The organism is Halarchaeum salinum (assembly GCF_039520965.1).
GTDB lineage: Archaea > Halobacteriota > Halobacteria > Halobacteriales > Halobacteriaceae > Halarchaeum > Halarchaeum salinum.
In genome coordinates this window covers 1-26,567 of sequence record NZ_BAAABL010000081.1, presented here as the reverse complement: position 1 = coordinate 26,567, position 26,567 = coordinate 1, and the positions used below count along the sequence as shown (strand labels likewise).

The following is a 26,567-nucleotide window of genomic DNA, read 5'->3' as shown; positions in this document are numbered from 1 at the left end:
CCGAGACGCCCGCGACGGCGATTGGTTCGGTCTCACCGTGATCCCGAAGTCACTCGGTGCGTGGTGTGTGTCGGAGTTCGTGTTTCACCAGTCTGGACACACTTCGCACCGAGTGAAACCGAGACGCCCGCGACGGCGATTGGTTCGGTCCCACCGTGATCCCGAAGTCACTCGGTGCGTGGTGTGTGGGCCCCTTCATCCACTCCGCAAAAATCGCCTCGCGTGGCTCGGCGACGACGCGACGCTATTCGCCCACTGCCTCTTCCACGATCTCGATCTCCTCCTCCGTGAGCCCGTAGAGGTCGTAGACGATTTCGTCGATGAGCGCGTCGGTCTCCTCGATCTTCGCGTCGAGTTCGTCCGCGCGCGCCTTCGTCTCCGCGTAGCGTTCGAGGTCGGCCGCCACGTCGTCGGGATCGGGGAGCGTGATCGCCTTCAGGCGGTCCACGAGCGAGTTCGTCTTCGTCGCGTTATCGCGGAACCCCGCAAAGCCGTCCGCCTCCGCCACCGCCACGGGGACGAACGCCTCGATCAGCGCGGCCTCCGTCTCCGTGCAGTCCGCGAGCGCGAACGCCTCGAAATAGTTCGTCTCCGTGTACCCCCACTGGTCCGTCTCGAACTCCTCTTCGTTCTCGGGCTTGTAGCGCGCCGTCGCCTCGATGGTGATTGTCCCACCGTCGCGTTTCGTGCGAACCTCGCCGACGCGCAGTTTCTCGTAGTCCTCCGCCGTCGCGTCGAGAATGTTCGCGCCCGTCGGCTGGTAGAGGCCGACGTCCGGCAGTTTCGGGCCCTCAGCGTAGTTGCCGAGGTAGTCACGGAGGGAGAGGTTGAGGGAGTTTCGAGCGGTCTTCCAGTCAACAATACTGGAGGATAGTATCTCGACTGCGCTGTAGAATTGTTCCTTCTCAAGCGACTCTGCTTCAACGGATTCAGTCAGAACATCAGTTTCCCAATCTGCGATTGGATGACCACTAGGGATGCCCGAGTCAATCTCTCTCAATCTGTCAAGATCAGGGACGGGTAGCGAGTTCAAGTGGGACTGCTGTACGTGCGGGAACTTGATCTCGTCATTTTGGTACGCGTGGAAGTACCAAAAGCTCAGGGGTTTTGACGAAAGAAGTCCACAGAGGAAGTCAACATGTGGGTTACATTGAACGTGATACACTAGATTCGTTGAAGCATATCCGTCTGTATCTTTTGCGACCGTCAGATCGGGAGCGAGGAAGCGAACAAGAAGCTTCGGTGCGGATGTGTAGATGCTAGTGTCCTTTAGTATAGACGAGTCAATCAAAGAGGTGTCAATATAATTCCCAGAGTAGTCAATCGCATAGGGTCCAACATCCAGATGATCAACAACTGGAATTGTATTCTCATTGGAGGAATTGACTATTGACTCATGATTCATACCGCATTCCGCACCTCTCTCTATGCTGACGTAGCTCTCAATCCTATTATTTTCTCTTATTAGCCTACTAACTATCTCTACTTCGCGCCCTCTACTATTGACCGGAATAATATTGAACGGAAGCGATTGGACCAAGCTGGGATTCATATCCCATAGCTTCAGTTCCTCTTGCGCAACCCGCTCCCCAAACTCGGCCTGCGAATCGCTACGAGCATGGCCGAATATTAGAATGAGTGCGTCGTTATTTACCCCCTCAAAGGCGACCCCGAGGTCAATAGCAGAAACTAGGGGCTTCTCAACCGCGATCCGATCCCTCAGGTCTTCATATGATTCGTTTGTGGCGATTCTTTTCGGGACTACGAACCCGACGTCTCTCTCTTTACCCGCCAAGAGAACTGCTTGGTCTAAGAATACAGCTGCCAAGTCGAACTGACCCGTAGCAGACACATACCGTTCTGAGTCTCGAAGATACTCTACTAACGTCTCGTCAAGAATTCCCGTCCGAATACCAACCCACGGCGGATTCCCGATCACCGCATCGAATCCCGCATCCGCGAGTCGCTCGCCGTCCTCGCCGTAGAAGGCGACGGGGAACTCCAGCTCCCAGTGGAAGAAGGCTTCCTCGTCGGCCATGGCTTGCGCGCTCTGGAACCAGTCTTGGCCGTCGATGTCGCCCCACGCGTCGTCGCGGAGCGCCGTGGCCATGCGTTCTTCGGCGTCATCGGGGACGTCGAGGCCGAAGTCGGCGGCGGTGTGGACGTTCGCCATCGCGAGGAGGTGCTGGTAGAGGTCGTCGTCCCGAACGTCCTCGTAGACGGCCTCCATCTCCTTGATGTCCGATAGCGTCTCGTTGTCGATGGCGAGCAGGTCCGTAAAGCGCTCCATGACGTGCTCTAAGGCCTGCTGGCGCGTGTGGTCGAAGGACTGCTGGAGGGTGAGTTGGCCGGCGTCGGTGTCGCCCGCCTCCGCGTCGCCGAGGACCGCCTCGATATCGCTGCCGACGAGGGAGTTGCCGGTTTTGAGGTGGTGATCGAGGAAGGCGAGCGGTTGCTCGGCGGCGAGGGTGCGCAACCAGAGCGAAACCTTCGCGAGCTCGGTGGCGAGGGGGTTGAGGTCGACGCCGTAGAGACAGCGCTGGGCGACCTTCCGGCGCGCCCAGTTGATGTCGCGGAGTTCGCCCTCGTCGGTTCGGGGATCGCTGATCCGCGCTTCCTCGCCGGCGGCGGCGGCCTGCTCGTCTTGGCGCTCCTGGGCGTCGATGATCTCGCGCGCGAGGTAGTCGACTGCGTTCACGAGGAAGTGCCCGGAGCCCATCGCGGGATCGAGGACGGTCAACTCGAAGACGCGCTCGGCGAACTCCTCGGCGAACCGCCCGCCGTCGTCCTGCTCGAAGGGGTCCTGCGCGAGGAGGTCCTCGCGGATGTCGTCGACGAGCGGGCCGAGCGTCTCGTCGACGATGTACTCGACGACGTACTCGGGCGTGTAGTACGACCCCGTGGCTTTGCGCTCGCCGGCGTCGGTGCGGAGGTAGACGTCGCCCGCCTCGACCGCGATGGCGTCGTCCTCGTCGGCGGGGGCGTACTCACCATCGTCGAGCGCTAGCGGCTCGTCCGCGACGTCGAGGCGGTATTCGAGCAGCCCCTCGTAGATGGAGCCGAGGTGGCGCTCGTCGAGCGAGGAGTAGTCGACGAACGCCCGTCCGTCCCCACCTTCGGCCGCACGACGCGTGAGGAGGTCGATGACCTCGGCGAGGTGCTGATCACCGACGTGGTGTGCGGCGAGGAAGCGCGCCTCCGCGCTATCGTCGGGGTCGGGGTCGGTGCGGAACAGCCCGCCGTTGTACGCGGGAACGTAGAGGGTGTCGGGGTCGATCCCCTTCGCCTCGCTCCCCTGGTCGATGAGTTCGAAGAGCTCGTCGAGGGTGTCCCAGAGCGTCGTCTGCCACGGCTGGTACTGTTGGCGCGTCTCGTCGCGCTTCGTCGTGACCTCGCGTTTCAGGTCGTTGAGCGCGTAGCTATCGGCGTAGATGTCGTTGTCGGTGGGAAGGAGGTCGCGTCCCTCGCTCTCGGCGTAGAGCACGAAGATCAGCCGATAGAGGTAGATGAGCGAGGCGTCGTGGACGAGGTCGAGATCGGCGCGCTCGACGTCGTCGTTCGCGTCGAGGAAGCCCGCGGCCAGGACGCGGATCGCCTCGTAGATGTTGTCCTGAAGGTCCTCGCCGATGGCCTCGGCGAAGACGCTCGATTCGTCGTGGACGCGATCGAGGAAGCAGTCGCCCGACGAATCCGGGAGGAACGCCTCGTGGCGGAAGAAACAGTAGAACTCCTTGAACGCCGCCATTTCGGCGTCGTCGTCGTCGCCGCCGGACTCCACGGCGTCGAGGACCGCGGGCAGATCGATCTCGTAGTAGGAGTCGAGGCGGTGGCTCGTCGGCCCGTAGTAGAGCCGCCACCGACGGCCGTTCGTGAGGACGGCCCACTCGACCGGCGTCTCCTGGAGGTAGGCGTGGATCTGATAGCTGGGGTTCTCGAAGTCGCGTTTGGCCTCCCCACGCGTGTCGAGTTTGCGCCCCCAGCGCTTCGCGTCGGCGACGGCGACGGCCTCCGCGTAGAAGTCCTCGCGGTCGAACGCCGCGTCGGCCGCGTCGGCGCTCGGGAAGAAGCCGTAGTCGGGGCGGCGCGCGTTCCGCCGGACCGTCTCCTCGATCTCGAAGGGGATTCCGAGGATCTCGAAGATCGGCCGGATGACGTTTCGCTCCAGTTGCGCCTCGTTGTAGTCGGCGACGCGCTCGCGTTTCTCCTCCCAGAGCCCGTGGATCGCGTCGTACGCCTCGCGGACGTCGGCGTCGTCGACGCGCTGCCACGGTTCGGTCTCTCGGAGGTGGTCGTCGAGATAGTGGTTCGAGAAGAGGTCCCGGTTCGTTCGATAGGTAGGTGTCTGTTGCATCGTAGGTTGCGTCGCCGGACGAGTGTCAGCGGTTGGGGAAATCCACTCCCTACGGCATCTTAAGCGCATCGCACCCGTGTACGCTGTGCGTCGCGCGCCGACGTTCGATACTGGCGCACGAGGACGTCCGCGCTATCGAGCGCGTCGCACGCCGATACGCGTCTCGACGACCGGGGACGACGACGCCGTGATCGACCGCTACATCTTCACCAAGGATGCAGCTTCGACACCCCGGAGGGCGGACGGGTCGTGGATCACGAGGAGCGGCGCGACCTCGCTGTCGGGAGCGAGGACACTGCCGACGAGATGGCTCACGGCCTCGCAAACCCCGTCGTGGACGTGGACGGCGACACGGCGACGGGTCGGTAGCCCCTCACGGTGCACGACGCGGTGGACGGCGAGGGCGAGATCGAGCGGGCGAGTAGCGCGACGAGTACCGCTGCGTCGACGGCGCGTCGCGCTGCGCGCGAACGATGGTCCGTGGGGCATCGGGTACGGCGAGCGGTTCAGCTGACGATCGCGACGTCTGTCGCCCATCCGTCGGTCGGGAGCCGGTCAAGCTCGTCGGCCTCGACGATACGCTCTTCGGCGTCCGATACCGCCTCGTGCTTGCGAATCGCGTGGGCGCTCTCGTCGAGTGCGTGCTCGCGGAGGTGGTCGGCGGCCGTCGCCAGCAACTGCGCCTTCTCGTGGTCGTCCCGGTTGCCGCGGAGTGCCACGGGTCGCGTCACAGACTGGACAGCGGAGCAGGAGCGCGCGTGACATACGGGAGATCAAACGAACCGAGCAGCCAAGAAACCCGATACGGAGTCCTATCGTGGCCACGATACCGATATTGAGACGACGCGCCCCGTCGGTGGCTGATGCATGGGCGTGGGGAACCCGGAAGCTCTTAAGGCCCGGCCCCCACAGTTTCACGTATCCGAAAGACGTGCTGTCCACGACGACGTGCTCGTTGGGGACGCCTTGCCATGTTCGACCGCGGTGGTCGGGTGGGCTCTGCGTCGTCGACGGCCGAACGCGTCGTCGCCGGACCGCATTGATCGGCTGATACACATGGAAATCGAAATCGCGACAATCGGCGGCTACCAGGAGGTCGGCCGCAACATGACGGCCGTCCGTATGGGCGACGATATCGTCGTCTTCGACATGGGGCTCAACCTCTCGCAGGTCCTCATTCACGACGACGTCCGCACGGAGCAGATGCACAGCCTCGACCTGATCGACATGGGCGCGATCCCGGACGACCGCATCATGTCCGAACTCGAGGGCGACGTGAAGGCCATCGTGCCGACGCACGGCCACCTCGACCACATCGGCGCGATCGGGAAGCTCGCGCACCGCTACGACGCACCCATCGTTGGCTCCCCGTTCACCATCGAACTCGTCCGCCAGGAGATTGAGGACGAGTCGAAGTTCGACGTCGACAACGAGCTCATCAAGATGGAGGGCGGCGAGTCGATGGAGATCGGCGACGAGATCGACATGGAGTTCGTCCACATCACACACTCCATCGTCGGCGCGGTCAATCCCGTCCTCCACACGCCGGAGGGCGCGATCGTGTACGGCCTCGACAAGCGCATCGACCACAACCCCGTCCTCGAGGACCCCTTCGACATGGAGCGCTTCGAGGAACTCGGTGACGAGGGCGTCCTCTGTTATATCGAGGACTGCACGAACGCGGGCCGGAAGGGCCGCACGCCGAGCGAGTCGCTCGCGCGCGAGCACCTCCGCGACACCCTCCAGAGCTTCGAGGACTACACGGGCGGTATCGTCGCGACGACGTTCTCCAGTCACGTCTCGCGTGTCTCTAGCCTCGTCGAGTTCGCAAAGGAGATCGGCCGCAAGCCGATCCTCCTCGGGCGCTCGATGGAGAAGTACACGAACACGGCGCGCGATCTCGGCTACCCGATCCCGGACGACCTCGAGATCTACGGGCATCGGCGCTCGCGCGAGCGCGCATTCAAGCGCATCATGAACGAGGGGAAGGGTAACTTCCTCCCGGTCGTCACCGGCCACCAGGGCGAGCCGCGCGCGATGCTGACGCGGATGGCCCGCGACGAGACTCCGTTCCAGTTCGACGACGGCGACAAGGTCGTCTTCTCCGCGCGCGTCATCCCGGAGCCGACCAACGAGGGCCAGCGCTACGCCGCCGAGAAGCTCCTGAAGATGCAGGGCGCACGCATCTACGACGAGATCCACGTCTCCGGCCACCTCCGCGAGGAGGGCCACTACCGGATGCTGCAGGCGGTCCGTCCGCAGAACATCATCCCCTCCCACCAGTCGCTCAGCGGCCTCGCGCCGTACGTCGACCTCGCGGAGTCGCAGGGCTACACCGTCGGCGACGACCTCCACATCTCGCGTAACGGGAACGTCGTCCAGCTGACCGAATAACTACCCCGACTTCGTTTTTTCGTGCTCCGCTCGCGTAGCGACGCGGCCGTTCAGCTTGGGCGCAGCCTTCTTCCGACCGCCGGCCGCAGACGCGACTATGGATGTTCTCGTTGCGGGTGCACACGGTGCGGTTGGTCAGCACGCCACGCGTCTACTCGCCGAACACGACGACCATACCGTGTACGGGATGGTGCGAAAAGCGGCGTACGACGACGATATCGTGGCACTCGGCGCGACGCCGGTCCGGGGCGACGTGACGGATCGCGCCTCGCTTGACGACGCACTTGACGAGACCGAAGCGGACGCCCTGCTCTTCGCGGCAGGGTCGAGCGGCGCGGACGTATGGGGTGTTGATCGGGACGGCGCGAACAACTGCGTCGACGCGTGCGAGGGCGTGGACGTCGAGCGCTTCGTGATGCTGAGCGCGATGAACGCCGACGCGCCCGAGGAGAGCCCCGAGGAGCTCCGGGAGTACCTGCGCGCGAAGGCCGAGGCAGATGCGTACCTCCGTGAGAGCGATCTGACGTACACGATTACCCGTCCGGGCGCGCTGACGGACGAGGACGGAACGGGCCGGATCCGGACGGGTGCCGACCTTGACCGGACGGACGCGACGATCCCCCGAGCGGACGTCGCGGCGACGCTCGTCGCGGCGCTCCCGCTGTCGAGCACCTACGGGCTGACGTTCGAGTTGCTCTCGGGTGAGACGCCGATTGAGGTGGCGCTCCGCTCCCCCCTTGCCGAGTAGGTGGGACAGATGGCCCCCGGAAACCACCTAATTTTGTTTTAGGCAAGCCTAAGTTTTTGGACGAAGAAAATTTGTTTCCGATGGAGGAAACCTTTAAGTGAGGAGGGCGCATAGACGGTAGTACGATGAGCACCCAGAAGACAGTCCGTCGCGAAGCGGGCACCGTCGAGGAGAACGCGCTGCGACTCGATCAGGGGAAGGCAGAACAGATCGTCGAGGCGCTGAACCAGGACCTCGCGGCGTCGTACGTCCTCTACCATCAGCTCCGCAAGCACCACTGGAACGTCGAGGGTGCCGAGTTCAACGACCTCCACGAGTTCCTCGGCGACCGCGCCGAGGAGGCCGAGGACGCCGCCGACGACATCGCCGAGCGCGCACAGGCCCTCGGTGGCATCCCGGTGAGCGGCCCCGCCGCGCTCGCGGAGCACTCTCACGTCGACTTCGAGGGCGAGGACGTCTACGACATCCGCACGTCGCTGGAGAACGACCGCGAGATGTACGGTGACGTCATCGAGTCGGTCCGTGAGCACGTCGCGCTCGCCGAGGATCTCGGCGACTACGCGACGAGCGAGCTCCTGCGCGACGTCCTCGAAGATCTCGAAGACGCAGCGCACGAGGTCGATCACTACCTCGAAGACGACACCCTCGTCCTCGAAACCGCGACCAACTGATGGCCGAACCACGGTCCGGGCGTCTGGTTCGCGAGCTCGACGGCGCGGCCGTCCGCCAAGAGTGGGGGACGACCGTGGAGAACGCCGTCCGGCTCGATCAGGACGACGCCGCACGGATGGTCGAGGCGCTCAACGCCGACCACGCCGGCGCGTTCAACCTCTTCTACGTCCTGCGCAAACACTACTGGACTGCGGAAGGTGCCGAACACGAGGACGTCGCGGACGTGCTCAAAGCGCAGTACGAACGCGCTCGTGACCTGAACGACGATCTGGCCGAGCGCATCACGACGCTCGGCGGCGTGCCGGCGAGCACACCACCGAACCTCCAGGAGTACGCGCCGGTCCACTTGGAGGCCGAACACCACTTCGACCTTCGCGCCTCCCTTGCGGGCGACTTAGAGGCCTACGCGACGCTCGTCGCGAGCATGCGCGAGCACATCGAGCTCGCACAGGAGCTCGGTGACGAGGCCACGGTCGAACTCCTGCAGGATCGCCTCGAGGAGCTCGAGGACGACGCGGCCGATATCGAGGACTTCCTCGCCGACGACACGCTCGTCACGGAGGGATCGCGATGAGCGCGCCGCACCTGCGAAACCCCGGTGACGACGCGCTCCGACAGGAGTGGGGCACCGTCGTCGACAACGAGCTCCGCCTCGATCGCGAGGCCGCAACGCGCATCGTCGAGGCGCTCAACGCCGACCTCTCCGGGCTCTACATCCTGTTCAACCAGCTGCGCAAGCACTACTGGACGCTCGAGGGCGCGGAGGTCCGTCCCGTCGTCGAGTTCTTGGAGGACGCCGCGGACCGGCTCTCCGAGGCGACGGACGAGATCGCGATCCGTGTCCACGCGCTCGGCGGCGTTCCTGTCAACGGGCCGATGGGGATCCGACAGCACGCCCCGATGCACATCGAGGGTGCGGCCGTCTACGCGCTCCGCGCGTCCCTCGAAAACGACCTGGAGGCGTACGCGATCCTCGTCGCACAACTGCGCGAGCACATCGAACTCGCCGCCGAGATCGGCGACGAGACCACAGTCGAGATCCTCCGTGAGCACCTCCGCACGATCGAGGAGGACGCCCACGACGTGGAGAAGTTCCTCGCCGACGACACGCTCGTCCGCATGGACGACTGACGTTTCCCGCCCTTTCGCGACCCGTCTTTTCGTTTCGCGACCCACCATTTCGGCCGGCACTTCGATGCCCAGCGACCGCTCGGTGTCGAACTGTGCGGACCGGAGACGACTCCGCCGGCTACTCCTCGGGAACGACGGTCAGGTCCGTCGAGATCCAGCCGTCGCTGTTTCCGTCCTCGGTGAAGACGCGACGTTCCGCGTGGAGCTCGCGGCAGTTGACCGTCGGCGTCTCGCTCTCCCGTGCGTCCGCGGTGGTTCGACCGTCCGGATCGTCCGAACGCTCGACCCGCGACGAACGACGCGATGATGACATACGCGACGTTTAGGTCCACCTAAAGAAAAAGGTACGGGTCTCGTCGTACGCCCGATCGCGTCCGCCGAACCCGTGTCGAAAAAGCCGAAACCGCGTGATCCGCGCTCGATACGACGCGGCTACGACGACGCGTTAGTTCGCCGCGGCCGTCGCGCTCTGTTCGCCGACTTCGCCGATGCGCCAGCGCAGGACGAGGACGACGACGAGACCGACGACGAGGACGACGTTGATGATGTAGAGCGCGGTCGTGTAGCTACCCGTGGACTCGAGGATGATTGAGGCGAGCGTCGGGCCGGCGACGCCGGCGAGCCCCCACGCGGTCAGGGCGTAGCCGTGGATCGCGCTGACCTCCTTCGTGCCGAACAGGTCGCTGAGGTACGCCGGCAGGCACGCGAAGCCGCCGCCGTAACATGTGATGATGATGAACAGCGTGATCGCGATGATCCAGACGCCCGTGACCTGCGGGAGCATGAAGAACGCGAGGATCTGAATGACGAAGAACGCACCGTAGGTCGTCGTCCGACCGATGTAGTCGGAGAGGGACGACCAGAAGATGCGTCCGCCGCCGTTGAAGATCCCGATGTAGCCGGTGATGAACGCGGCCGTCGTCGCGGACGCGCCGCCGAGCGTCTGCAGGATCGGGGAGGCGTACGCGAGGAGCATGATGCCCGCGGAGACGTTGATGAAGATGATGAGCCAGATCATGTAGAAGCGCGGCGTCTTGCGCGCTTCGGCGGCGGTGAGGTTCGAGAGGCCGGAGATGGCGGACTTCGCCTTCTCCTGTGCTTCCGCAGTGCTCTCCATTCCTTCGGGGAGCCAATCCTCCGAGGGCTTGGCGAGGTAGCTCGCGCCGAGCGCCATGAGGACGAAGTAGAGCGCGCCGAGTACGTAGAACGTCGTCGCGATGCCGCCCTGCGTGTACTGCGCGGATCCAGTGCTGAAGTGCAGCATGAGCGCGTTACCGAGCGGGCTGGTGAGGAGCGCACCGGCACCGAAGCCCATCACGGCGAGGCCGGTCGCCATGCCGCGGCGGTCGGGGAACCATTCGAGGAGCGTCCCGATCGGGGAGATGTAGCCGAGACCGAGGCCCATCCCGCCGATGACGCCAAACGTAGCGAAGAACAGGTAGAGGCTCCCTGTCTGTACGGCGACGCCGGCACCGATGATACCGACGCCGTACAGGACGGCGGCGGCGAGCCCGGATTTCCGGGGGCCGTACTTCTCAACGTAGCTTCCGAGGAACGCGGCCGTCATCCCGAGCACGAAGATGGCGATGGAGAACGCCAGCGAGACGCTGGAGGTCTCCCATCCCAGCACCTCGTTCAGCGGGATCTGATAGATGCTGTACGCGTAGATTCCACCGATCGACAGGTGGATGGCGACCGCACCGACTGCGATCAGCCATCTGTTCTTGTCCGCACCGTTATTACCCATGATATCTGGTCTGAAGTGCGGGGACCATAAATCCTCCCGATCCGGAAGTCCAAACTGGCGCTAAAGGGGTCGTAACTGCCGGATCTTCGCCCCTTTATGTGTTCTGGCCGCGGCCGAGCACGTCGAGTCGGAGGAACGCCGGGAGCGTGAGGAGGACGATCCCGGCCTCGAGCGCACCCGCGGTCAGGAACGCAGCGGTGTATCCGGCCGTGTCGGCGACGACGCTCCCGACGACGAACCCGGCGAGGAAGCCGAGGTTTCCGAAGACGTTGAAGCCGCCCATCGCGACGCCGCGCTCGTCGTCGGCGGCGATATCCGTGACGAGCGCCATCGTCGCCGGGGAAACGAGCGCGCCACAGATGCCGAGGACGACCATCGCTCCCGCGGCGAGCGCGAGCGTCGGCGCGAGCGAGACGCCGACGATGACGGCTCCGTAGCAGACCGAGCCGGCGACGATGGGGAGCGTGCGTCCCACGCGATCCGAGACGACGCCGAGCGGGTATTGGAGGAGCGCGAACGGCGCGAAGAACAACCCGAGGACGAGACCGGCACCGCCCGCGTCGAGGCCGAACGTCTCGCGGAAGTAGACGGTTCCCACGAGCGCGAAGAACCCCGCTGTGAGCCGGTCCATAAAGCCGAAGGCGTACGGGAACCCGAGTTCTGGGGTCGCGCGAAGTCGTTCCACGACGTCGGTGAGCCCGACCGCCCGGCCGCTCGGCGCGCGGTCGGCCACGCGCATCGCCAACAGCGCGGCGACGAGAAGGCCCGCGCCGGCGACCCACAGCGGGACGAGCGCCCCCAGCTCGGAGAGCTGGCCGCCCAGCGGCGCGCCGATCGCCGTCCCCGAGCCGATGGCGATCCCCGCCGCGCCCATGTTCTTCCCGTGGCCACCCTCCAAGTCCATCAGCATCGTCATCGCCAGCGAGAGCGCGCCGATGGTGAACGCACCCTGGACGAAGCGGATGGCGAGTAGGAGAAAGAACGGGACGTCGCCGCCACGTCCGAGGGTGGCGAGCGAGAGGTAGCCGAGCGCGCCGCCGAGCGCGCCCGCGACGATGAACACCGTCCGGCGTCCCGTCCGATCACTCAGATATCCCCAGAGACCTGCGAAGAGGACGAAGGCGGCGAACTCGGCACCGAGGAACCACGTCCCGGCATCGAGCGACGGTGCGCGTCCGAGTGCGGCGACGAGGTCGGTGATCCCGGGATAGAGGAGCACCTGCGCGAACAGGACGACGAAGACGACGAGCGCGAGGACCGCCCGATCGCGCTGTACGGCCGACGGTGCCCATCGGTGTGTGTCGACGCCGAGGCTCATTCGCCCGGTCGTACACGCCCGACCCGATTATACGCATCGCTCGTGCGCGACACGCGATCCGTGACGTCCGCCTTCGAAACCGAAGCGACGACCCCCCATCCACCTCCGTTCGATAAGGGCAAATCGGTTCAACGAGTAGCCCGTTGTTCCCGTATGCCCAGAACCGAGCGGATAGACGTCCGGGGGATGTCCTGCGCCAACTGCTCGGCGACGATCGAGGACGCCCTCGCCGGCCTCGACGGCGTCACGACGGCGAACGCGAACTTCGCCACCGACGAGGCGAGCGTCGAGTACGATCCCGACTCGGTGTCGCTCGCGGCCGTCTACGACGCCATCGCGGACGCGGGCTACGACCCCGTCGACGAGTCGGTGACGATCACGATCACCGACATGTCGTGTGCGAACTGCTCGCAGACCGTCCACGACGCGCTCCGCGAGACGCCGGGCGTGATCGAGGCGGACGTGAACTTCGCGACGGACGAGGCCCGCGTTCGGTACAACCCCGCGACGGCGTCGATGGACGATCTCTCCGACGCCATCGCGGACGCGGGGTACTCGCCGGTTCGCGAGACGGCACCGGGAGGTACGTCGGGCGAATCGAGTGCCTCAGGTGCGGCCGGAGAGAGCGCCGCCGACGCCGCGCGCCGCGCCGAGACGCGCAAACAGTGGACTCTCACGCTCTTCGGTGCGGCGTTCGCGCTCCCACTGTTCGCGCTGATGCTCGAAGGACTGTTCGCGCCCGACCTCCTCCCCGAGACGATCCCCGGTATCGGCCTCCCGATGGAAGTCCTCGGCTTCCTCCTCGCGACGCCCGTCCAGTACTACCTCGGCAAGGAGTTCTACGAGAACGCGTACAAGGCGGTCGTGACGAACGGCCGGGCGAACATGGACGTCCTCATCGCGCTCGGTTCCTCCACGGCGTACGTTTACAGCGTCGCGACCCTCGTCGGACTCATCCCCGGCGGCACGTACTTCGACGGTGCCGTCTTCATCCTCACGTTCATCACGCTCGGCAACTACCTCGAGGCGCGTTCGAAGAGCCGCGCCGGCGAGGCCATCCGGTCCCTCCTCGAAATGGAGGCCGACACCGCGCGCATCCTTGAGGACGGCGAGGAGCGCGAGGTCGAGGTTTCCGCAGTCGACGTCGGTGACCGCCTCGTCGTCAAGCCCGGTGAGAAGGTCCCGACCGACGGCGTCGTGATCGAGGGCGAATCGGCCGTGGACGAGTCGATGGTGACCGGCGAGTCCGAACCCGTCGGGAAGACGCCCGGCGACGACGTGGTCGGTGGCACCGTGAACGAGAACGGTCGGTTGGTCGTCGAGGCGACGAAGGTCGGCTCCGAGACGGCGCTCCAGCAGATCGTCGAAACGGTCCGCGAAGCCCAATCGCGCCAGCCCGAGGTGCAGAACCTCGCCGACCGCATCTCGGCCTATTTCGTCCCCGCGGTCGTCGTCAACGCCCTCCTGTGGGGTGTCCTCTGGTACGCCTTCCCCGCGACGCTCGCGGGGTTCGTCGGCTGGCTCCCGCTCTGGGGGCTCGTCGGCGGCGGCCCGGTCGTCGCCGGTGGCACCGTGAGCGTCTTCGAGTTCGCGGTCGTCGTCTTCGCCTCCGCGGTGCTCGTCGCGTGCCCCTGCGCGCTCGGCCTCGCGACGCCCGCGGCGACGATGATCGGCACCTCCATCGGCGCGACGAACGGCGTCCTCTTCACCGGCGGCGACGTCCTCGAACGGGTTCGCGACGTCGACACCGTCGTCTTCGATAAGACCGGCACGCTCACCGAGGGCGAGATGACGCTCACGGACGTCGTGGCGCTCGATCACACCGCGGCGGACGGGGGCGAGCGGGAGGGAGAGACGCGCGCCGACGGGGCCGGCGTCGTGACCGCCGAGAGCGACGAGAGCGCGACGTCGACCGATTCCGAGGCCGACCTGCTGTACGCGGCCGCGAGCGCGGAGTCGGGGAGCGAGCATCCGCTCGCCACGGCCATCGTCGACGGCGCGACGGAGCGCGGCATCGACCCCGTGACGCCCGAGCGCTTCGAGAACGTCGCCGGGAAGGGCGTGCGCGCGACTATCGACGGCCGCGAAATACTCGTCGGCAACCCCGCGTTGCTCGACGATGCCGGTGTTCCGACCGATGCCGCCGCCGACGCCCGCGAGCGCCTCGAATCCGAGGGAAAGACGGCGATGCTCGTCGCCGTCGATGGGCGGCTCGTCGGCGTCGTCGCGGCCGCGGACACGGTGAAGCCGTCCGCGAAGGACGCCGTTTCTCGTCTCCATGAGCGCGGGCTCACGGTGCGGATGCTCACCGGCGACAACGAGCGGACGGCGCGCGCCGTCGCCGACGAACTCGGGATCCCCGCCGAGCACGTCCGCGCCGAGGTCCTACCGGACGAGAAGGCCGACGCCGTCGACGCCATCCAGTCCGACGGTGCACGCGCGATGATGGTCGGTGACGGCGTGAACGACGCGCCCGCGCTCGCCGCCGCGTACGTCGGCGCGGCGATCGGCTCCGGGACCGACGTCGCCATCGAGGCCGCGGACGTCACGCTGATGCGCGACGACCCCGATGACGTCCTGAAGGCTGTCAACATCTCCGACGCGACACTCCGGAAGATCAAACAGAATCTCTTCTGGGCGCTCGGCTACAACACTGTCCTCATCCCGCTCGCCTCGCTCGGGCTCATGATGCCCGCGCTCGCCGCCGCCGCGATGGCGTTCAGTAGCGTGAGCGTGCTCTCGAACAGCCTCCTGTTCAGGAGGTATAATCCGGACGAGCCGTACTCGCTCTGGTAGGCTCGTCGAATTCGGCCCGGCGGCCCATCTCCGCGCGGTCGCATGTCGGAAACGCTTAGGCCGGCCCGGATCATGTCGTCGATATGTCCATGCTGGTCGACCGACTGCGGCGGTACCGCCCTCGATTCGTGCCCGACCGCGACGCGCGATGACGCGGCGCGCGTCAGGTGTCCTCGGCGTGACGACACTCGTCAGCGCCGACCATTTCGTCTCGCACGTCTTTCTCCTCGCGCTCCCGCCACTGTTCCCACTCATTGCGGGGACATTCGACGTCTCAGTCACGCGACTCGCGGTGAGCGTGACGCTCATCTTCGCCGCGCAGTTTCTCTGTCAGGTGCCGGCGGGCGAACTCGTGGACCGGGTCGGCGGGAAGCGCGTCGTCGTCGCTGGGCTCGCGCTGACCGCGGCGAGCATCGGGGCGGCGGGGTTCGCCACGTCGTATCTCCACGTTCTCACCTGTGCGTTCCTCTCCGGCGTCGGCCAATCGCCGTTTCACCCGGCGAACTACGCGCTCCTCGACGCCACCGGCGACGCCACGAGCGAGGGCAAGCAGTTCAGCGTCCACTCTTTCGGCGGCTTCATCGGATTCGCCGCCGCGCCCGTCCTGCTAACGGGTATCGCGGCGCTCGCCAACTGGCGAACCGCCCTGATCGCCGTCGGTGCCGGTGGTCTCGTCTACGCCGTCGTCCTCGCCGCCGCGCTCGCCCCAGTTCACCGGCGCGTCCTGCGGGAGATGACCTCTTCCGAGGCGTCCGCCGACGCCCACACCTCGCCGTTCGGCAGCATCGCGTTGCTCAAACGTCCGCTCGTCGCCGGGATGTTCGCGTTCTTCCTGCTGGTGACACTCGCCGATACCGGCCTCCAGACGTACACGACGGCGTTCGCGGCACACTTCCTCGACCTCTCGACGGTCGTCGGGAACACGGCGCTGACGGCGTTCCTCGGTGTGACCTCGCTCTGTGTCCTGCTTGGTGGCTGGCTCGCCGACCGCTACGACGCCTTTGCGATCATCGTCGTTGGCCTCGCGTGGACGGCCCTCGTCCTCGTCGCGGGCATCACGCTCGACCTCGGTGCGACGCCGTTTATCGTCGTGTGGGCGATCGCCGGTGCGGGGTTCGGCGTCGTTCTTCCCGCGCGTGATCGCATCACGAACGCCCTCTCCGGGGCCGAGGACACCGGCAAGAGCTTCGGCCTCGTCTACACCGGCCTCCCCATCGGCGGCGCGCTCGCGCCCGTGGTTCTCGGTGCGATCATCACCCGCTTTTCGTACCCTGACGCCATCGCCGCCACCGGCGGATGTTTCTTCCTTGCTGCGGTGATCGTCGCGGCGCTGCGACGCGGGCGCTGAGGTCGGTTCCGCGGAGCGACCCGCTCTTTGCGTCACGTCGACAGCAGGGAGCGAGAACGGCGCATAGTCGCCCCTACGACTGCGGGTTGCCGTCCTCAACGTCGAGGATTTCGACGGTGTCGCCGACGGCGAGCGTCGCGCCGACCGTCGCTTCCGGGACCGCGGTGTTCACCGCGAGCCGATAGTGGTGATCGAACCACGCCTCGCTCGCCCACGCGGGGCGCGTCGCCTCGCGGCGCTCGACGAACGTCTCGCGGAACCCCTCGATGGCGTCGCCCGTGTCGGGGTCGCGCGACGGGACGGCACAGCGTGAGCACGGGTTCGTCCCGAGGAACTCGGCGTCGCCGATGCGGACGCGGACGACGCGCTCGTGGTCGACGTAGAGACGGTCCTCCCAGAACGCGGGGACGCCGCCGACTTCCAGCGTTGGGCGGAAGCGGCGGCGCACGCTCTCCGTGTCGAGGTCGAACCAGTCGCCGACGGCGGCGAGCGTCGCGGTCGAGACGACGGTCGGGCCGTGCGCGGTCGTGTCGTCGGGGAAGCCGCCCTCGCCGTCGTGATCGAGCGTCACCGGATAGCCGAAATACGTCGAGAGCCAGTCGGCGGCGGCGTCCCGCCCCCGTTCGTCGGCGAGGAAGAACGACTCGGCGGGAAGCGTCCCGGTCGCCCGGTCGCGGCGCTCGCGGAGCGCGAGCTCGTGGCCGTCGGTGTCGAACGACGCGTCGATTCCGTGGACTGCGGGTTCGCGCTTCCCGTTGACGTAGCGGCCGTCGGCGTCGCGGATCGCGTACGCCCGGTCGTCCGTGAGCCCGCCGTCGCGGAGGACGCGGGCTCGGGCCCGGTCGTCCGGGTCGAGTGACTTCACGGGATAGACGCGGATCCGGGCGAGGTGCGGGTCGGCGTCGGTCATTCCGACTCGATGTCCGTCCCTGCGCCCTCCGCGTCGAGTCGTTCGACCAGCGCCTCGCGGTGTTCGCGTCGATCGTCGAGCGCCCGGTCGCGGAGGGCGCGCTCGTTCTCGCTCGGACACGCAAGCGACGGAACGGGAGTCGGCTGATCGTCGTCGTCGACGGCGACGAACGTGAAGAACGCGCCGGTGACGTCCCACTCCTCGCCATTCTCGGGGTCCTCGGCGCGGACGGTCGTTCGGACGGTGAGGCTCGTCCGCCCGGCGTCGAAGACGTACGCCTCGATGGTGACGACGTCGCCGACCTCGATGGGCGCGTGGAAGTCGACGTGGTCGATGCTCGCGGTGACGACCTGGCTGCCGGCGAAGCGTCGGCAGGCGACGGAGGCGACGACGTCCATCCATTCGAGGATGCGACCGCCGAACGCGCGCCCGAGGTGGTTCGTCCCCTCCGGCATCAGAACCTCCGTCCGCTCGGTGAGCGACGAACCAAGAGTCGCTGAGTCTGTCATATCGGGGCCGTACGTCGGCCCCTCATTTAACTCGGTGGTGTCCGCCGACGCGCTACCGGTCCGCCGTTCGCGTCGTTTCGTCGTCGGTCACGATCTCGAAGCGCGCGCCGCCGGCCGCGCTCTCCGTGACGTCGATCGACCAGCCGTGGGCGTCGACGATCTCCCCGACGATCGCCAGCCCGAACCCCACGCCGTCGTCCCCGGTCGAATATCCCGGTTCGAGGACGGACTCGCGTTGCTCCGTCGGGATGCCCGACCCGTCGTCTTCGACGTAGAACCCGCGGTCGTCGAGCGCGCCGACCCGGACGGTCACGCCCTCGCCGCCATGCTCGATCGCGTTCCGGTAGAGATTCTCGAAGACGTGTTGGAGCCGATCGGGGTCACCGCGGAACGTCCGTCCGGACGCGACGTCGAGCGTGGCGTCGGCCGTGTCGACGCGCTCCCAGCACCGCCGCGCGAGGTCGGCGAGCTGGACGGTCTCCATCTCGCCGACCGTCCGGCCCTGTCGCGCGAGCGCCAGCGTCTCCTCGATGATCGCGTCCATCCGGTCGAGCGCGTCCCGCACTGTCGCGATCCGTTCGTCGTCGACGTCCGCCGCCAGGAGTTCGAGATAGCCGTCCGCGACGTTGAGTGGCGTGCGGAGGTCGTGCGAGACGATGCCCGCGAACGCGTCGAGGCGGTCGTTCTGCCGTTCGAGCTCCTCGCGCTGGTTGCGCAGTTCCTCCTCGCGCGCGGTCTGCGCGAGCGCCGCCTCGACGGTCCGCGCGAAGAGCCGGGCGAGCCAGACCGTCTCGTCGGTGAACGCGTCGGTCTCGCGTGCGCCGATCACTAACACGCCGTACGGCCCGAGCGGGAGGATGAGCTCGCTCTCGATCGGGGTTTCGGGATTGTACCGGTCCGCCTCGGCCGCGAGGTCGTCGTAGACGGCGACTTCGCCGGTTCGAAACGACTCCCACGTGAGACTCTCACCGCCTGTGTAGGTCGGGATGCCGTCGAACACGTCGTGGGTCTCGGCGGTCGTCGCGGCCGGCCGGAGGGCGTCCGCGTCCTCGTCGTACAGCCAGAGGGTGTTGAGCGGGCGGTCGAGCACGCCCCGTGCCGTCTCGACGGCCTGCTCCGCGACCGCCTGCCGGTCGGCCGCGTCCATCAGCGACTGCGTGGACTCGTAGAGTGCGCGCAGCGTCTCCTCGCGGCGTTTCTGCTGCGTGATGTCACGGACGACGGCCATGAACCGCGGCTCACCCTCGACGTCGAAGCGAAGCAGATGGACCTCGACGGGGAACGTCGATCCGTCGTGTCGTTCGAGACGCCCCTCGAAGCGCCGGCGATCGCCCCGTTCGAGCCTGGGCAGCGTCTCGCGGACCATCTCGGCCGTCGTCGACCGATCGGTCTCCCACACGCCCGCGCCGAGCAGTTCATCCTCGTCGTAGCCGAGTTCGTCACACAGCCGCTGGTTCACCCTGAGACGTTTCCCGGTCGTGTCGAGGACCTCGATCATGTCCGGAGAGTTGTCGAAAAGAGCTTCCAGGTGTGCCGCGACGGCTTCGAGGTCCGCTTCGCGCTTGCGGCGCTCGGTGACGTCCTGCTGGAAGCCGACGAAGTGCGTCACGTCCCCCACGTCGTTCCGTATCGGGGCGATGTCGACGCGATTCCAGAACTCGGTGCCGTCCTTCCGGTAGTTCCGCAACTCGACGGTGACGGGTTCCGCGGCGTCGATCGCCGCCCGCAGCTCGGCGACGGCGGCCTCGTCGGTCTTCTCGCCTTGTAGGAACCGACAGTTCCGCCCGACGATCTCCGACTCCGCGTAGCCGGTCAGCTCCTCGAATCGCTCGTTCACGTAAACGAGGGGGTTGTCCGCCCGATCGGCGTCGCTGATCGCGATCCCCACCGGTGCCGCCTCGATCGCGGGGAGTTTCATCTCGAACGCCCGATCGTGTAGGTTCGAGATGTCGCGAACCGTACAGACGAGATCGTCGCCGTTCGTCGTCGCGACGACGTGATCCTCGCGGAAGGTTGTGCCGTCGGCCCGGACCCCCGTCGTGAACCCCTGCCAGTAGCCCTCATCTCGTACCGTCGGCAGGATCTCCTCGTGGACGAAATCCGTGTCCTCGTCGGGGTAGGTGACGCTCCAATGCGTGCCGCGGAGTTCCGCCGGCTCGTAGCCGTAGAGGTCGGCGTACGTCTCGTTGACGTAGACGTATTCGCCGTCGGCGCTCAGGATGCTGATCCCCTCGCGGGCGGTTTCGATCGCCGTGAGGTAGCGCGCTTGCTGTCGGTGCATCCGAGCGGTCGTCGCCGCGTTTCGGATGCGGTTCGCGAGGACGGTGTACTGCCCGGTGTTGCCTCCCTTTTGGAGATAGTCGGTGATGCCGCGCGAGATCGCCTCGCTTGCGATCTCCTCACTCCCCATCCCCGTAAAGAGGATGAACGGGAGATCGGGGGCGACGTCGCGGACGGCGTCGAGGAGGGCGAGCCCGTCGAGCGTCGGCATGTCGTAGTCGCTCACGACGCAGTCGAACCGTCGTGGGTCGTCACGAACACGTTCGAGCGCGTCTTCCGGGTCCGTCTCGACCGTGACGTCGAACCGGTCGTCTTCGCGCGCGAGTCGCTTCGCGGCCAGCTCGGCGAACGCACGGTCGTCGTCGATGTAGAGGACGCGGATCGGCCGTCTCGTGGCGTGGTGTTCGGTCGGTGGCGCACGCGACGTCGATGGTGGTGTGCCGGACATGCGGGTGTAGTGTTCCGTGTACGTCCGCCGGCCCCTTAACCTTCGCCGCGCTCGATTCGAGACATCCGCCGCGTCGGCGTGACGCTCCCGCAAGTCGTGTGTCACCTCGCGCCGTGCGTCACCCCGAGCCGTGTGTCACCTCACGTCGTACATCACTCCGCGCCGTGTGCGTCCGGGTCCGTCTTCCGGATCAGCGGGTGTTGGACGTAGTCGTCGATCTCGACGTCGTCGAGCGATTCGAGGCCGCCGCGCCGCGCCATCTCGCGGAGGCCGAGCTCGGCGACCTCATCGCGGGGGACCGCGAGTACGTGAGCGTGCATCCGGTCGATCCCGGCGCGTTTCGCGGCGAGCGCCCGATGGTGGCCATCTACGAGGAGGGTCTCGTAGCCGTAGTCGATGACGATGAGCGGCTCCGCGAGCCCGTTTTCGAGTTCGTACTTCCGACCCTCCAGTTCGTCCGCGTAGACGGAGCGCTGCGTCGGCAGGAGTTCGGAGACGGTGACCTCGCGCTCGGAGACGTCGATGTCGATGTCGTGGGTCCGCTCGAGGAGTTCGCGGGTGCTCTCCACCTTCGACGGCGTCGTACGCTCGATCTGACTCCGGACGGCGTCGCCGTTGGAGAATATCCCGAGGAGGTGATCGTCCTCGTCGACGACCGGGAGGAACTGGTGGCCGGTGCGGAAGATGACGCGCGCGGCGTCCTTCACGGACATCTCCGGACGGACAACGATCAGCTCCCGGGTCATCACCTCGCGTACGTGGATATCCCCGTACACCTCCAGGAGGTCGATCGCGCCGACGAATCCCAGGAGGTGATCCTCTTCGTCGACGACCGGGAGGCCAGTGTACTGCGCGCCGGCCTTCAGTCGGTCGACGACGTCCGTCACCCACGCGTCCGGCCCGACGGTGTCGATGTCCGTCCGCATGTAGGACGCGACGCTGATCTCGTCGAACTCCATCGGCGTGAGCGTCGCGTCGCGCTCGTTGCGTTCTCCCGACACGGCTCTACGTCTCGCCGTCCGGTTCGAGCGCCGGGAGCACGAACTCGTCGATGGCGCGCCGGGACTGGGCGGGCGCGTTGTCGTGACCGAGCGAGATCTTGCGGGCGCGCGCGGCGTGGATGACGTCCGTGATGAGTTGCGTCATGTCCTCGACATCGACGTCGGCGAAGACGCCGCGCTCGATCCCGGCTTCGAGGACGCGCGCGATGTTGCCGCGGATCGTCTCGTAATGCTCGTTGAACGCCTCCCGGTGGCGCTCGTCGTGGCGGGCGTGCGAGAAGAGTTCGTGATAGACGCGCATCCGCTCCCAGTGATCGAAGTCGCCGACGTCCGGGCCGAAGAGACACTGATCGAGGCGCTTGTCGAGGACGACCCACGGGTCGGCGTCCGCGGGCACCGCCGGATCGCTCTCGTACTGCGCGACGAGATATTCGAGGAACGAGGAGATGAGGTCGTGCTTCCCGTCGAAGTGGTAGTGGATGAGCGTTCTGCTCTTCTCGAACTCCTCGCCGATGTCGCGGACGCGCAGGTTGCTGTAGCCGTGCGTACTGAGCGCCCGAAACGTCGCCTCCATGATCGCCTCCCGCGTGTCGGACGACGACTGGGACGTACTCGAAGCGGTCATGGAAGAACGTACGGTAGAGAGCCTTATACGAGTTGTGAGGTGAGCGCCGACCGCTCGATCGGCGGGTCCTCAGAAAGCGCCGATACCGAGTCCCATCGCCCAGCCGTTCGCGGCGACGGACGCGAGGATGAGCGCGCCGCCGGCCATCGCGATGTTCTTCTGGAAGTTGTTCACTTCGCTCTGTCGCTGCTCCTCATCGACGTTCCAGAAGTCGTGCATCATCACGGCCGAGACGACGAGGAAGCCGGCGAGCACGACCGCCGCGACGACGGGGAAGACCCCGACGACGACGCCGATCCCACAGACGACCAGGAGAGCACCGGACGCGAGCACGGAGAGCTTGGGTGCGGGGAGTCCCTTGTACTCGGCGTACTGGGCCATCCCCTCGGTGCCGGTGAAGTGGCCGATCCCCGTGTACGCGAGGACGCCGCCGAAGAGGAGGCGGCCGACGATCAGCAGGATCGCCTCGATGCCCGTGCTCATTGCCCGCCCACCGTCGTTGTCGTTCCACGCAGTCCATCAACTTCGATCGTCGGCTTCGCAGTGTTCGTCATATCACGTACTGGGGGATGGTCCAGTCATCCCTCTTACGGTTCGGCCCGCATTACGATCACCGTAGACGGCGATTTCGGGGGTTGAATCGGCTCTCGACGGCGGATGACGACTCGGACAAACGTGCCATTTCGACCATGATTAGGATATCGTTCTCGTCGTTAATCGGGAGTTCCGCGGAGAGATGGATGGCTTCGGCGAGAGAATTTGACCAAATGGTACACAAGGTTGACCAAACGGTACAACGAATTTACAGGTGTATGCCTGTCTACCCCCGGGACGGCGGCGGGTCTCCGGCTCAGAACGAGAGGTGCGACGTCGACCCAGGACCCTCGTCACTGTCAATCGGGCCCTCGTGGAGGTACGTGTAGTCGTCATCCGTGAGGTAGACCGTCCCACTGTCAACGACGATTTCGACGGTCGGCAGGGTGGTGCCCGCAGCCTCGCCGTTGTCGCACTCGCCGGTGCAGCTGTCGAAGAGCGATCCGTGTTTCGGGCAGATGATCTCGCCGTCGCGCATCGCCGCGCCGTCGCCTCGATCGAAGCGCTGGCTCTCGTGCGGGCAGTTGTTGACCCACGCCTCGACGCCCGGGTCGTCGTCACACCGGACGAGGATCACCTCCTCTTCGTTCGTGAACATGTCCTCGGCGGTGAAGAGGTACGATCCGAGCTCGGGAACGTCGTCGAGCGACGCGATCTCCGTTCCATCGACCATACGGTAAATCGACGGACGACGGGCTCAAAAGCGTACTGTCCGACGCACGGACGGCGGCCGCACGCGGATCCCTGGGGTATGCCAGCCCCGAAGCGTCGGCCGTCCACGTCCGCTGTCGGTGTATGCCGGCGTTCTACCGGACGCCACTCGTCCGTACCTCACCCGTAGGCAAAACGCTTACCGTCTGGTCAACGAGTGCCGGCATCATCCCGCCGGTCCCGACAGGCTTTACCACCTGGTCAACGTACCGTGGTCCATGGCACGCAACGAGACACCCCACGGCCGCGACGAACCGGTTTCAGGCCAGACCGTCCGGCACGGGACGGGTGTCAACTCGAATCGCGCGTTCCCGACCGAGGCGTATCCGCACCACCTCGACCCGTTCGTCCTGTTCGAGCGCTTCTACATCGACCCCGAGAAGGGGTTCCCGATGCACACGCACAAGGGGTTCGAGATCGTCTCGTACATGATCGAGGGCGGGATGGAGCACGAGGACTCCCTCGGCGTCGAGCACACCGCCTTCGAGGACGAGGCGATGCGGATCACCACCGGCCGCGAGATTAGCCACTCCGAGTTCCCGGCGGACGACCAGGCCTGCAACGGCCTCCAGCTCTGGGTGAACCTCCCGCGCGAGAAGAAGGACATCGAGCCCGACTACGTCGACGCGAGCGCGGACGAGCTCCCCACGACGACACAGGACGGTGCGACCGTGACGACCGTCGTCGGCGAAGGCTCCCCTATCGACCTCCACACCGAGATGGAGTACCTCGACGTCCACGTCTCCGACGCGTGGACGTGGTCGATCCCCGACGGCAGGACCGGCTTCCTCTACGGCGTCGAGGGCGAGGGAACGGTCGACGGCCACGCGTTCGGCGTCGGTGACGTTCTTCCCGTTACTGACGATGGGGACGTCACCGTCGAGGTCGATGACGAGGCTGCCGGCGATTCGTTCCGAGTCGTCGCCGTTGCGGGCGAACCACACGACGAGCCGATCACGCAGCGCGGCCCCTTCGTCCTCTAAGGCTTGCGCCGCGACGCTCGCTGATGGCCGTGTTTGACCATATGGTAAGGCTCTTTACCGAGGCGCTATCAATATCGCATATGGTAGATGTCGCAATCGTCGGTGGCGGTCCCGCCGGCCTCAGTGCCGCACAGTTCGCCGCGAAGAACGACCTCGAAACCGTCGTCTTCGACACGGGCGAATCCTGGATGGATCGCGCGCACCTGTTCAACTACCCCGCGATCCGCTCGATCAGCGGCGAGGAGTTCCTCCTGATCGCGCGTGACCAGGCCCGCGACCGTGGTGCCGACGTCCACGAGGACACCGAAGTCGAGTCCGTCGAGCAGGACGGTGACGGCTTCGTTCTCACGACGGCCGACGAGGAGTACGACGCGGACTACGTCGTGCTCGCGACGGGTGCGAACCGCGAGCTCGCCGAGGAGGTGGGGTGTGCGTTCACCGACGAGGACGTTGTGGACGTCACCGTCGACATGCAGACCAGCGTTGACGGCGTCTACGCGACCGGTGCGATGGGCCGCGACACGAAGTGGCAGGCCGCCATCGCCGTCGGCGACGGTGCGTCGGCCGTCCTCGACATCCTTTCCAAGGAGAAGGGTGAATACTACCACGACTTCGACGTGCCCGACGACGTTCCCGAACTCTGAGGCGGGACGGAATCGCGCGCGGGCGTATCGACCACGAACCACACACGAACCACTATCTACACAGGGATGGACGACGAGACAGCGAAACAGCTGCCACCGAGCGCGAAGCTCGTGCTGAAAGTACTCGAACACGAGGGCGCGCTGACGCAGAAGGACATCATCGAACGCACTCGCCTCTCACAGCGGACGGCGCGCGAGGCGCTCGAACGTCTCCAAGAGAACGACGTGATCGAAAAGGAGATGTACATCCCCGACGCCCGCCAGGACCTCTACACCCTGACCGTGACCGTCGAGGACTGACCCTCGGTCTCGACGCGTTACGCCCTCAGCGCCGCCAGGCCTCGCGGAGCGCGATGAGCACGCCGCCGAGCATCGCGAGATTTCCGAAGAACGCGAGGCGCTCGCCGCTCCGCCCCTCATCCGGCTCTTTCGTCCAGAAGTCGTGCATCGTCAGCGTGACCACCGTGAGGAACGTCGCGGCGGCCCCGGTCGCGAGTCGGGGGAGTCGCCAGAGGGCGATCCCGACGCCGGCCGACACCATTGTTCCCGAGGCGAGCGGGGCGAGCACCGACGGGAGCGGGACCCCAGCAGACTCGGCGTAGTCGATCGTGTCCTCCATGTCGCGGAAGTCCTCAGTCGCTTGTAGCGCGAGTCCGAGCCCGAGCGCGAGACGCCCGAGTCGGGAGAGCGACGCACCATCGTCGTCGGTCGTCGATGTCGTCATACCGTCTCGTACCGACGGCGGACGCAAAAACCTACGTGTGGCGGGAGTCGAGCGCACGCGAACGCTTCCGTCTCGCTAGCCGGTCCGTTCGCACCACAACCCGGGTCCGTTCGTCCCGCGATCCTGACTGTTCACCGACTCTGAGAGGTTTACCTGAGTTGAGGCGCTAAGGCCCCTTCCTCAACGAACGAGCGAAGCGAGTGAGTAGGGAGGGGATACAGCGTTCACGAGAGCAGAGCTCTCGTGCGCGAACGAGACGCAGAGCGTCTCGTCAACGCCGCACAGTTCTCAAACACCTTCGACGCTCGGCCTACAGGCCCACGCAATCGCATCTCTTATTTGTGTAGTTTGTATATTGTGTGGTGTGGCAACGCGAAAGAACATCTCTATCCGCGACGACCAAGCCGAGTGGATTCAGGAGAACCACCTGAGTCTGTCCTCGTTCGTCCAAGAGAAACTCGACGACCTCATCGAAGAACGCTCGTGAACTACAACTACAGGTATCGACTCCGACCGTCCGACGCTCTCGAAGAGCAGCTAACGTGGACTGTCGATACCTGTAGGCAGGTCTACAACCACTTCCTCCACCGACTCAACCGCACCGACGACACGTCGGCGTATTCTGAGCAGAAA

The 26,567-nt window shown here is 66.0% G+C and carries 25 protein-coding genes; 12 read left to right on the top strand and 13 right to left on the bottom strand.

The window, feature by feature from the left end:
* Positions 1-244: 244 nt before the first annotated feature.
* Together ABDZ36_RS12825 and ABDZ36_RS12820 are read right to left on the bottom strand one after the other, a co-directional pair.
* Positions 245-4,351, bottom strand: a complete 4,107-nt coding sequence (locus tag ABDZ36_RS12825) for an Eco57I restriction-modification methylase domain-containing protein (protein WP_211312018.1) — start codon at positions 4,349-4,351, stop codon at positions 245-247.
* Positions 4,352-4,857: 506 nt separating this feature from the next.
* Positions 4,858-5,070, bottom strand: a complete 213-nt coding sequence (locus ABDZ36_RS12820; protein WP_211312017.1) for a hypothetical protein — start codon at positions 5,068-5,070, stop codon at positions 4,858-4,860.
* 337 nt (positions 5,071-5,407) lie between these two features.
* On the opposite strand from ABDZ36_RS12820, the gene ABDZ36_RS12815 reads away from it, so the two are divergent.
* From ABDZ36_RS12815 to dpsA (ABDZ36_RS12795), 5 genes are all read left to right on the top strand, one after another.
* The gene (locus ABDZ36_RS12815) at positions 5,408-6,745 is read left to right on the top strand and encodes an RNase J family beta-CASP ribonuclease (RefSeq protein ID WP_211312016.1); all 1,338 of its coding nucleotides are present in this window, start codon (positions 5,408-5,410) and stop codon (positions 6,743-6,745) included.
* 97 nt (positions 6,746-6,842) lie between these two features.
* The gene (locus ABDZ36_RS12810; protein ID WP_211312015.1) at positions 6,843-7,493 is read left to right on the top strand and encodes an SDR family oxidoreductase; all 651 of its coding nucleotides are present in this window, start codon (positions 6,843-6,845) and stop codon (positions 7,491-7,493) included.
* A gap of 125 nt (positions 7,494-7,618) precedes the next feature.
* Positions 7,619-8,164: a DNA starvation/stationary phase protection protein DpsA gene (gene dpsA / locus ABDZ36_RS12805; protein ID WP_211312014.1), complete on the top strand. Its 546-nt coding sequence runs from the start codon at positions 7,619-7,621 to the stop codon at positions 8,162-8,164.
* Complete coding sequence (gene dpsA / locus ABDZ36_RS12800) at positions 8,164-8,739, top strand: DNA starvation/stationary phase protection protein DpsA (protein WP_211312013.1); 576 nt, start codon at positions 8,164-8,166, stop codon at positions 8,737-8,739. The genes dpsA (ABDZ36_RS12805) and dpsA (ABDZ36_RS12800) overlap by 1 nt, the downstream gene beginning before the upstream one ends.
* Positions 8,736-9,296 (top strand): DNA starvation/stationary phase protection protein DpsA, encoded by a 561-nt coding sequence (gene dpsA / locus ABDZ36_RS12795; RefSeq protein ID WP_211312012.1) that lies wholly within the window; start codon positions 8,736-8,738, stop codon positions 9,294-9,296. The genes dpsA (ABDZ36_RS12800) and dpsA (ABDZ36_RS12795) overlap by 4 nt, the downstream gene beginning before the upstream one ends.
* A 118-nt stretch (positions 9,297-9,414) precedes the next feature.
* Here dpsA (ABDZ36_RS12795) and ABDZ36_RS12790 read toward each other — a convergent pair whose 3' ends face one another.
* From ABDZ36_RS12790 to ABDZ36_RS12780, 3 genes are all read right to left on the bottom strand, one after another.
* On the bottom strand, positions 9,415-9,609 hold the full coding sequence (locus ABDZ36_RS12790; RefSeq protein ID WP_211312011.1) for a hypothetical protein: 195 nt from the start codon (positions 9,607-9,609) through the stop codon (positions 9,415-9,417).
* A gap of 132 nt (positions 9,610-9,741) precedes the next feature.
* Positions 9,742-11,043, bottom strand: coding sequence for an L-lactate MFS transporter (locus ABDZ36_RS12785; RefSeq protein WP_211312010.1), 1,302 nt, complete (start codon positions 11,041-11,043; stop codon positions 9,742-9,744).
* Positions 11,044-11,137: 94 nt separating this feature from the next.
* Entirely contained in the window at positions 11,138-12,361 is a 1,224-nt protein-coding gene (locus ABDZ36_RS12780) for an MFS transporter (protein WP_211312009.1), read from the bottom strand.
* A 153-nt stretch (positions 12,362-12,514) separates the two neighbouring features.
* On the opposite strand from ABDZ36_RS12780, the gene ABDZ36_RS12775 reads away from it, so the two are divergent.
* Positions 12,515-15,157 carry a heavy metal translocating P-type ATPase gene (locus ABDZ36_RS12775; RefSeq protein ID WP_211312008.1) on the top strand — a complete coding sequence of 881 codons (2,643 nt, stop codon included), beginning with the start codon at positions 12,515-12,517 and terminating at the stop codon, positions 15,155-15,157.
* Between the two features lie 148 nt (positions 15,158-15,305).
* Positions 15,306-16,505, top strand: a complete 1,200-nt coding sequence (locus ABDZ36_RS12770) for an MFS transporter (RefSeq protein ID WP_211312007.1) — start codon at positions 15,306-15,308, stop codon at positions 16,503-16,505.
* A gap of 73 nt (positions 16,506-16,578) precedes the next feature.
* On the opposite strand, the gene ABDZ36_RS12765 is transcribed toward ABDZ36_RS12770, so the two are convergent.
* From ABDZ36_RS12765 to ABDZ36_RS12735, 7 genes are all read right to left on the bottom strand, one after another.
* Entirely contained in the window at positions 16,579-17,415 is an 837-nt protein-coding gene (locus ABDZ36_RS12765) for an MOSC domain-containing protein (protein WP_211312006.1), read from the bottom strand.
* Entirely contained in the window at positions 17,412-17,924 is a 513-nt protein-coding gene (locus ABDZ36_RS12760) for an acyl-CoA thioesterase (RefSeq protein ID WP_211312005.1), read from the bottom strand. The genes ABDZ36_RS12765 and ABDZ36_RS12760 overlap by 4 nt, the downstream gene beginning before the upstream one ends.
* A 52-nt stretch (positions 17,925-17,976) precedes the next feature.
* Entirely contained in the window at positions 17,977-20,652 is a 2,676-nt protein-coding gene (locus ABDZ36_RS12755; protein WP_211312004.1) for a PAS domain S-box protein, read from the bottom strand.
* A gap of 152 nt (positions 20,653-20,804) precedes the next feature.
* The gene (locus ABDZ36_RS12750; RefSeq protein WP_211312028.1) at positions 20,805-21,611 is read right to left on the bottom strand and encodes a CBS domain-containing ParB/RepB/Spo0J family partition protein; all 807 of its coding nucleotides are present in this window, start codon (positions 21,609-21,611) and stop codon (positions 20,805-20,807) included.
* Positions 21,612-21,657: 46 nt separating this feature from the next.
* Positions 21,658-22,278 (bottom strand): TetR/AcrR family transcriptional regulator, encoded by a 621-nt coding sequence (locus ABDZ36_RS12745; RefSeq protein ID WP_211312003.1) that lies wholly within the window; start codon positions 22,276-22,278, stop codon positions 21,658-21,660.
* Positions 22,279-22,347: 69 nt separating this feature from the next.
* Positions 22,348-22,761, bottom strand: a complete 414-nt coding sequence (locus ABDZ36_RS12740) for a DoxX family membrane protein (protein ID WP_211312002.1) — start codon at positions 22,759-22,761, stop codon at positions 22,348-22,350.
* A 367-nt stretch (positions 22,762-23,128) separates the two neighbouring features.
* Entirely contained in the window at positions 23,129-23,545 is a 417-nt protein-coding gene (locus ABDZ36_RS12735; RefSeq protein WP_211312001.1) for a Rieske (2Fe-2S) protein, read from the bottom strand.
* 256 nt (positions 23,546-23,801) lie between these two features.
* Between ABDZ36_RS12735 and ABDZ36_RS12730 the strand changes: the two genes are divergently transcribed.
* From ABDZ36_RS12730 to ABDZ36_RS12720, 3 genes are all read left to right on the top strand, one after another.
* Complete coding sequence (locus ABDZ36_RS12730) at positions 23,802-24,566, top strand: pirin family protein (protein WP_211312000.1); 765 nt, start codon at positions 23,802-23,804, stop codon at positions 24,564-24,566.
* Between the two features lie 80 nt (positions 24,567-24,646).
* Positions 24,647-25,210 (top strand): NAD(P)/FAD-dependent oxidoreductase, encoded by a 564-nt coding sequence (locus ABDZ36_RS12725; protein ID WP_211311999.1) that lies wholly within the window; start codon positions 24,647-24,649, stop codon positions 25,208-25,210.
* Between the two features lie 66 nt (positions 25,211-25,276).
* On the top strand, positions 25,277-25,510 hold the full coding sequence (locus ABDZ36_RS12720; protein WP_211311998.1) for a MarR family transcriptional regulator: 234 nt from the start codon (positions 25,277-25,279) through the stop codon (positions 25,508-25,510).
* Positions 25,511-25,535: 25 nt separating this feature from the next.
* On the opposite strand, the gene ABDZ36_RS12715 is transcribed toward ABDZ36_RS12720, so the two are convergent.
* Positions 25,536-25,934 carry a DoxX family protein gene (locus ABDZ36_RS12715; protein ID WP_211311997.1) on the bottom strand — a complete coding sequence of 133 codons (399 nt, stop codon included), beginning with the start codon at positions 25,932-25,934 and terminating at the stop codon, positions 25,536-25,538.
* A 364-nt stretch (positions 25,935-26,298) separates the two neighbouring features.
* Between ABDZ36_RS12715 and ABDZ36_RS12710 the strand changes: the two genes are divergently transcribed.
* Together ABDZ36_RS12710 and ABDZ36_RS12705 are read left to right on the top strand one after the other, a co-directional pair.
* Positions 26,299-26,421, top strand: a complete 123-nt coding sequence (locus ABDZ36_RS12710) for a hypothetical protein (protein ID WP_343749346.1) — start codon at positions 26,299-26,301, stop codon at positions 26,419-26,421.
* The coding region (locus tag ABDZ36_RS12705) for a helix-turn-helix domain-containing protein (protein WP_343749347.1) at positions 26,418-26,567 on the top strand (150 nt) is incomplete at its 3' end. The genes ABDZ36_RS12710 and ABDZ36_RS12705, both read left to right, overlap by 4 nt.

What these genes read in the sequence shown, in the direction of transcription:
- ABDZ36_RS12815 (WP_211312016.1), top strand. Translation starts at nt 5,408, where the DNA reads ATGGAAATCGAAATCGCGACAATCGGCGGCTACCAGGAGGTCGGCCGC.
- ABDZ36_RS12810 (WP_211312015.1), top strand. Translation starts at nt 6,843, where the DNA reads ATGGATGTTCTCGTTGCGGGTGCACACGGTGCGGTTGGTCAGCACGCC.
- ABDZ36_RS12775 (WP_211312008.1), top strand. Translation starts at nt 12,515, where the DNA reads ATGCCCAGAACCGAGCGGATAGACGTCCGGGGGATGTCCTGCGCCAAC.
- ABDZ36_RS12725 (WP_211311999.1), top strand. Translation starts at nt 24,647, where the DNA reads ATGGTAGATGTCGCAATCGTCGGTGGCGGTCCCGCCGGCCTCAGTGCC.
- ABDZ36_RS12780 (WP_211312009.1), bottom strand. Translation starts at nt 12,361, where the DNA reads ATGAGCCTCGGCGTCGACACACACCGATGGGCACCGTCGGCCGTACAG.
- dpsA (WP_211312013.1), top strand. Translation starts at nt 8,164, where the DNA reads ATGGCCGAACCACGGTCCGGGCGTCTGGTTCGCGAGCTCGACGGCGCG.
- ABDZ36_RS12790 (WP_211312011.1), bottom strand. Translation starts at nt 9,609, where the DNA reads ATGTCATCATCGCGTCGTTCGTCGCGGGTCGAGCGTTCGGACGATCCG.
- ABDZ36_RS12730 (WP_211312000.1), top strand. Translation starts at nt 23,802, where the DNA reads ATGGCACGCAACGAGACACCCCACGGCCGCGACGAACCGGTTTCAGGC.
- ABDZ36_RS12715 (WP_211311997.1), bottom strand. Translation starts at nt 25,934, where the DNA reads ATGACGACATCGACGACCGACGACGATGGTGCGTCGCTCTCCCGACTC.
- ABDZ36_RS12740 (WP_211312002.1), bottom strand. Translation starts at nt 22,761, where the DNA reads ATGAGCACGGGCATCGAGGCGATCCTGCTGATCGTCGGCCGCCTCCTC.
- ABDZ36_RS12765 (WP_211312006.1), bottom strand. Translation starts at nt 17,415, where the DNA reads ATGACCGACGCCGACCCGCACCTCGCCCGGATCCGCGTCTATCCCGTG.
- ABDZ36_RS12745 (WP_211312003.1), bottom strand. Translation starts at nt 22,278, where the DNA reads ATGACCGCTTCGAGTACGTCCCAGTCGTCGTCCGACACGCGGGAGGCG.
- ABDZ36_RS12735 (WP_211312001.1), bottom strand. Translation starts at nt 23,545, where the DNA reads ATGGTCGATGGAACGGAGATCGCGTCGCTCGACGACGTTCCCGAGCTC.
- ABDZ36_RS12770 (WP_211312007.1), top strand. Translation starts at nt 15,306, where the DNA reads ATGACGCGGCGCGCGTCAGGTGTCCTCGGCGTGACGACACTCGTCAGC.
- dpsA (WP_211312014.1), top strand. Translation starts at nt 7,619, where the DNA reads ATGAGCACCCAGAAGACAGTCCGTCGCGAAGCGGGCACCGTCGAGGAG.
- ABDZ36_RS12760 (WP_211312005.1), bottom strand. Translation starts at nt 17,924, where the DNA reads ATGACAGACTCAGCGACTCTTGGTTCGTCGCTCACCGAGCGGACGGAG.
- ABDZ36_RS12825 (WP_211312018.1), bottom strand. Translation starts at nt 4,351, where the DNA reads ATGCAACAGACACCTACCTATCGAACGAACCGGGACCTCTTCTCGAAC.
- ABDZ36_RS12720 (WP_211311998.1), top strand. Translation starts at nt 25,277, where the DNA reads ATGGACGACGAGACAGCGAAACAGCTGCCACCGAGCGCGAAGCTCGTG.
- ABDZ36_RS12750 (WP_211312028.1), bottom strand. Translation starts at nt 21,611, where the DNA reads ATGGAGTTCGACGAGATCAGCGTCGCGTCCTACATGCGGACGGACATC.
- dpsA (WP_211312012.1), top strand. Translation starts at nt 8,736, where the DNA reads ATGAGCGCGCCGCACCTGCGAAACCCCGGTGACGACGCGCTCCGACAG.
- ABDZ36_RS12785 (WP_211312010.1), bottom strand. Translation starts at nt 11,043, where the DNA reads ATGGGTAATAACGGTGCGGACAAGAACAGATGGCTGATCGCAGTCGGT.
- ABDZ36_RS12755 (WP_211312004.1), bottom strand. Translation starts at nt 20,652, where the DNA reads ATGTCCGGCACACCACCATCGACGTCGCGTGCGCCACCGACCGAACAC.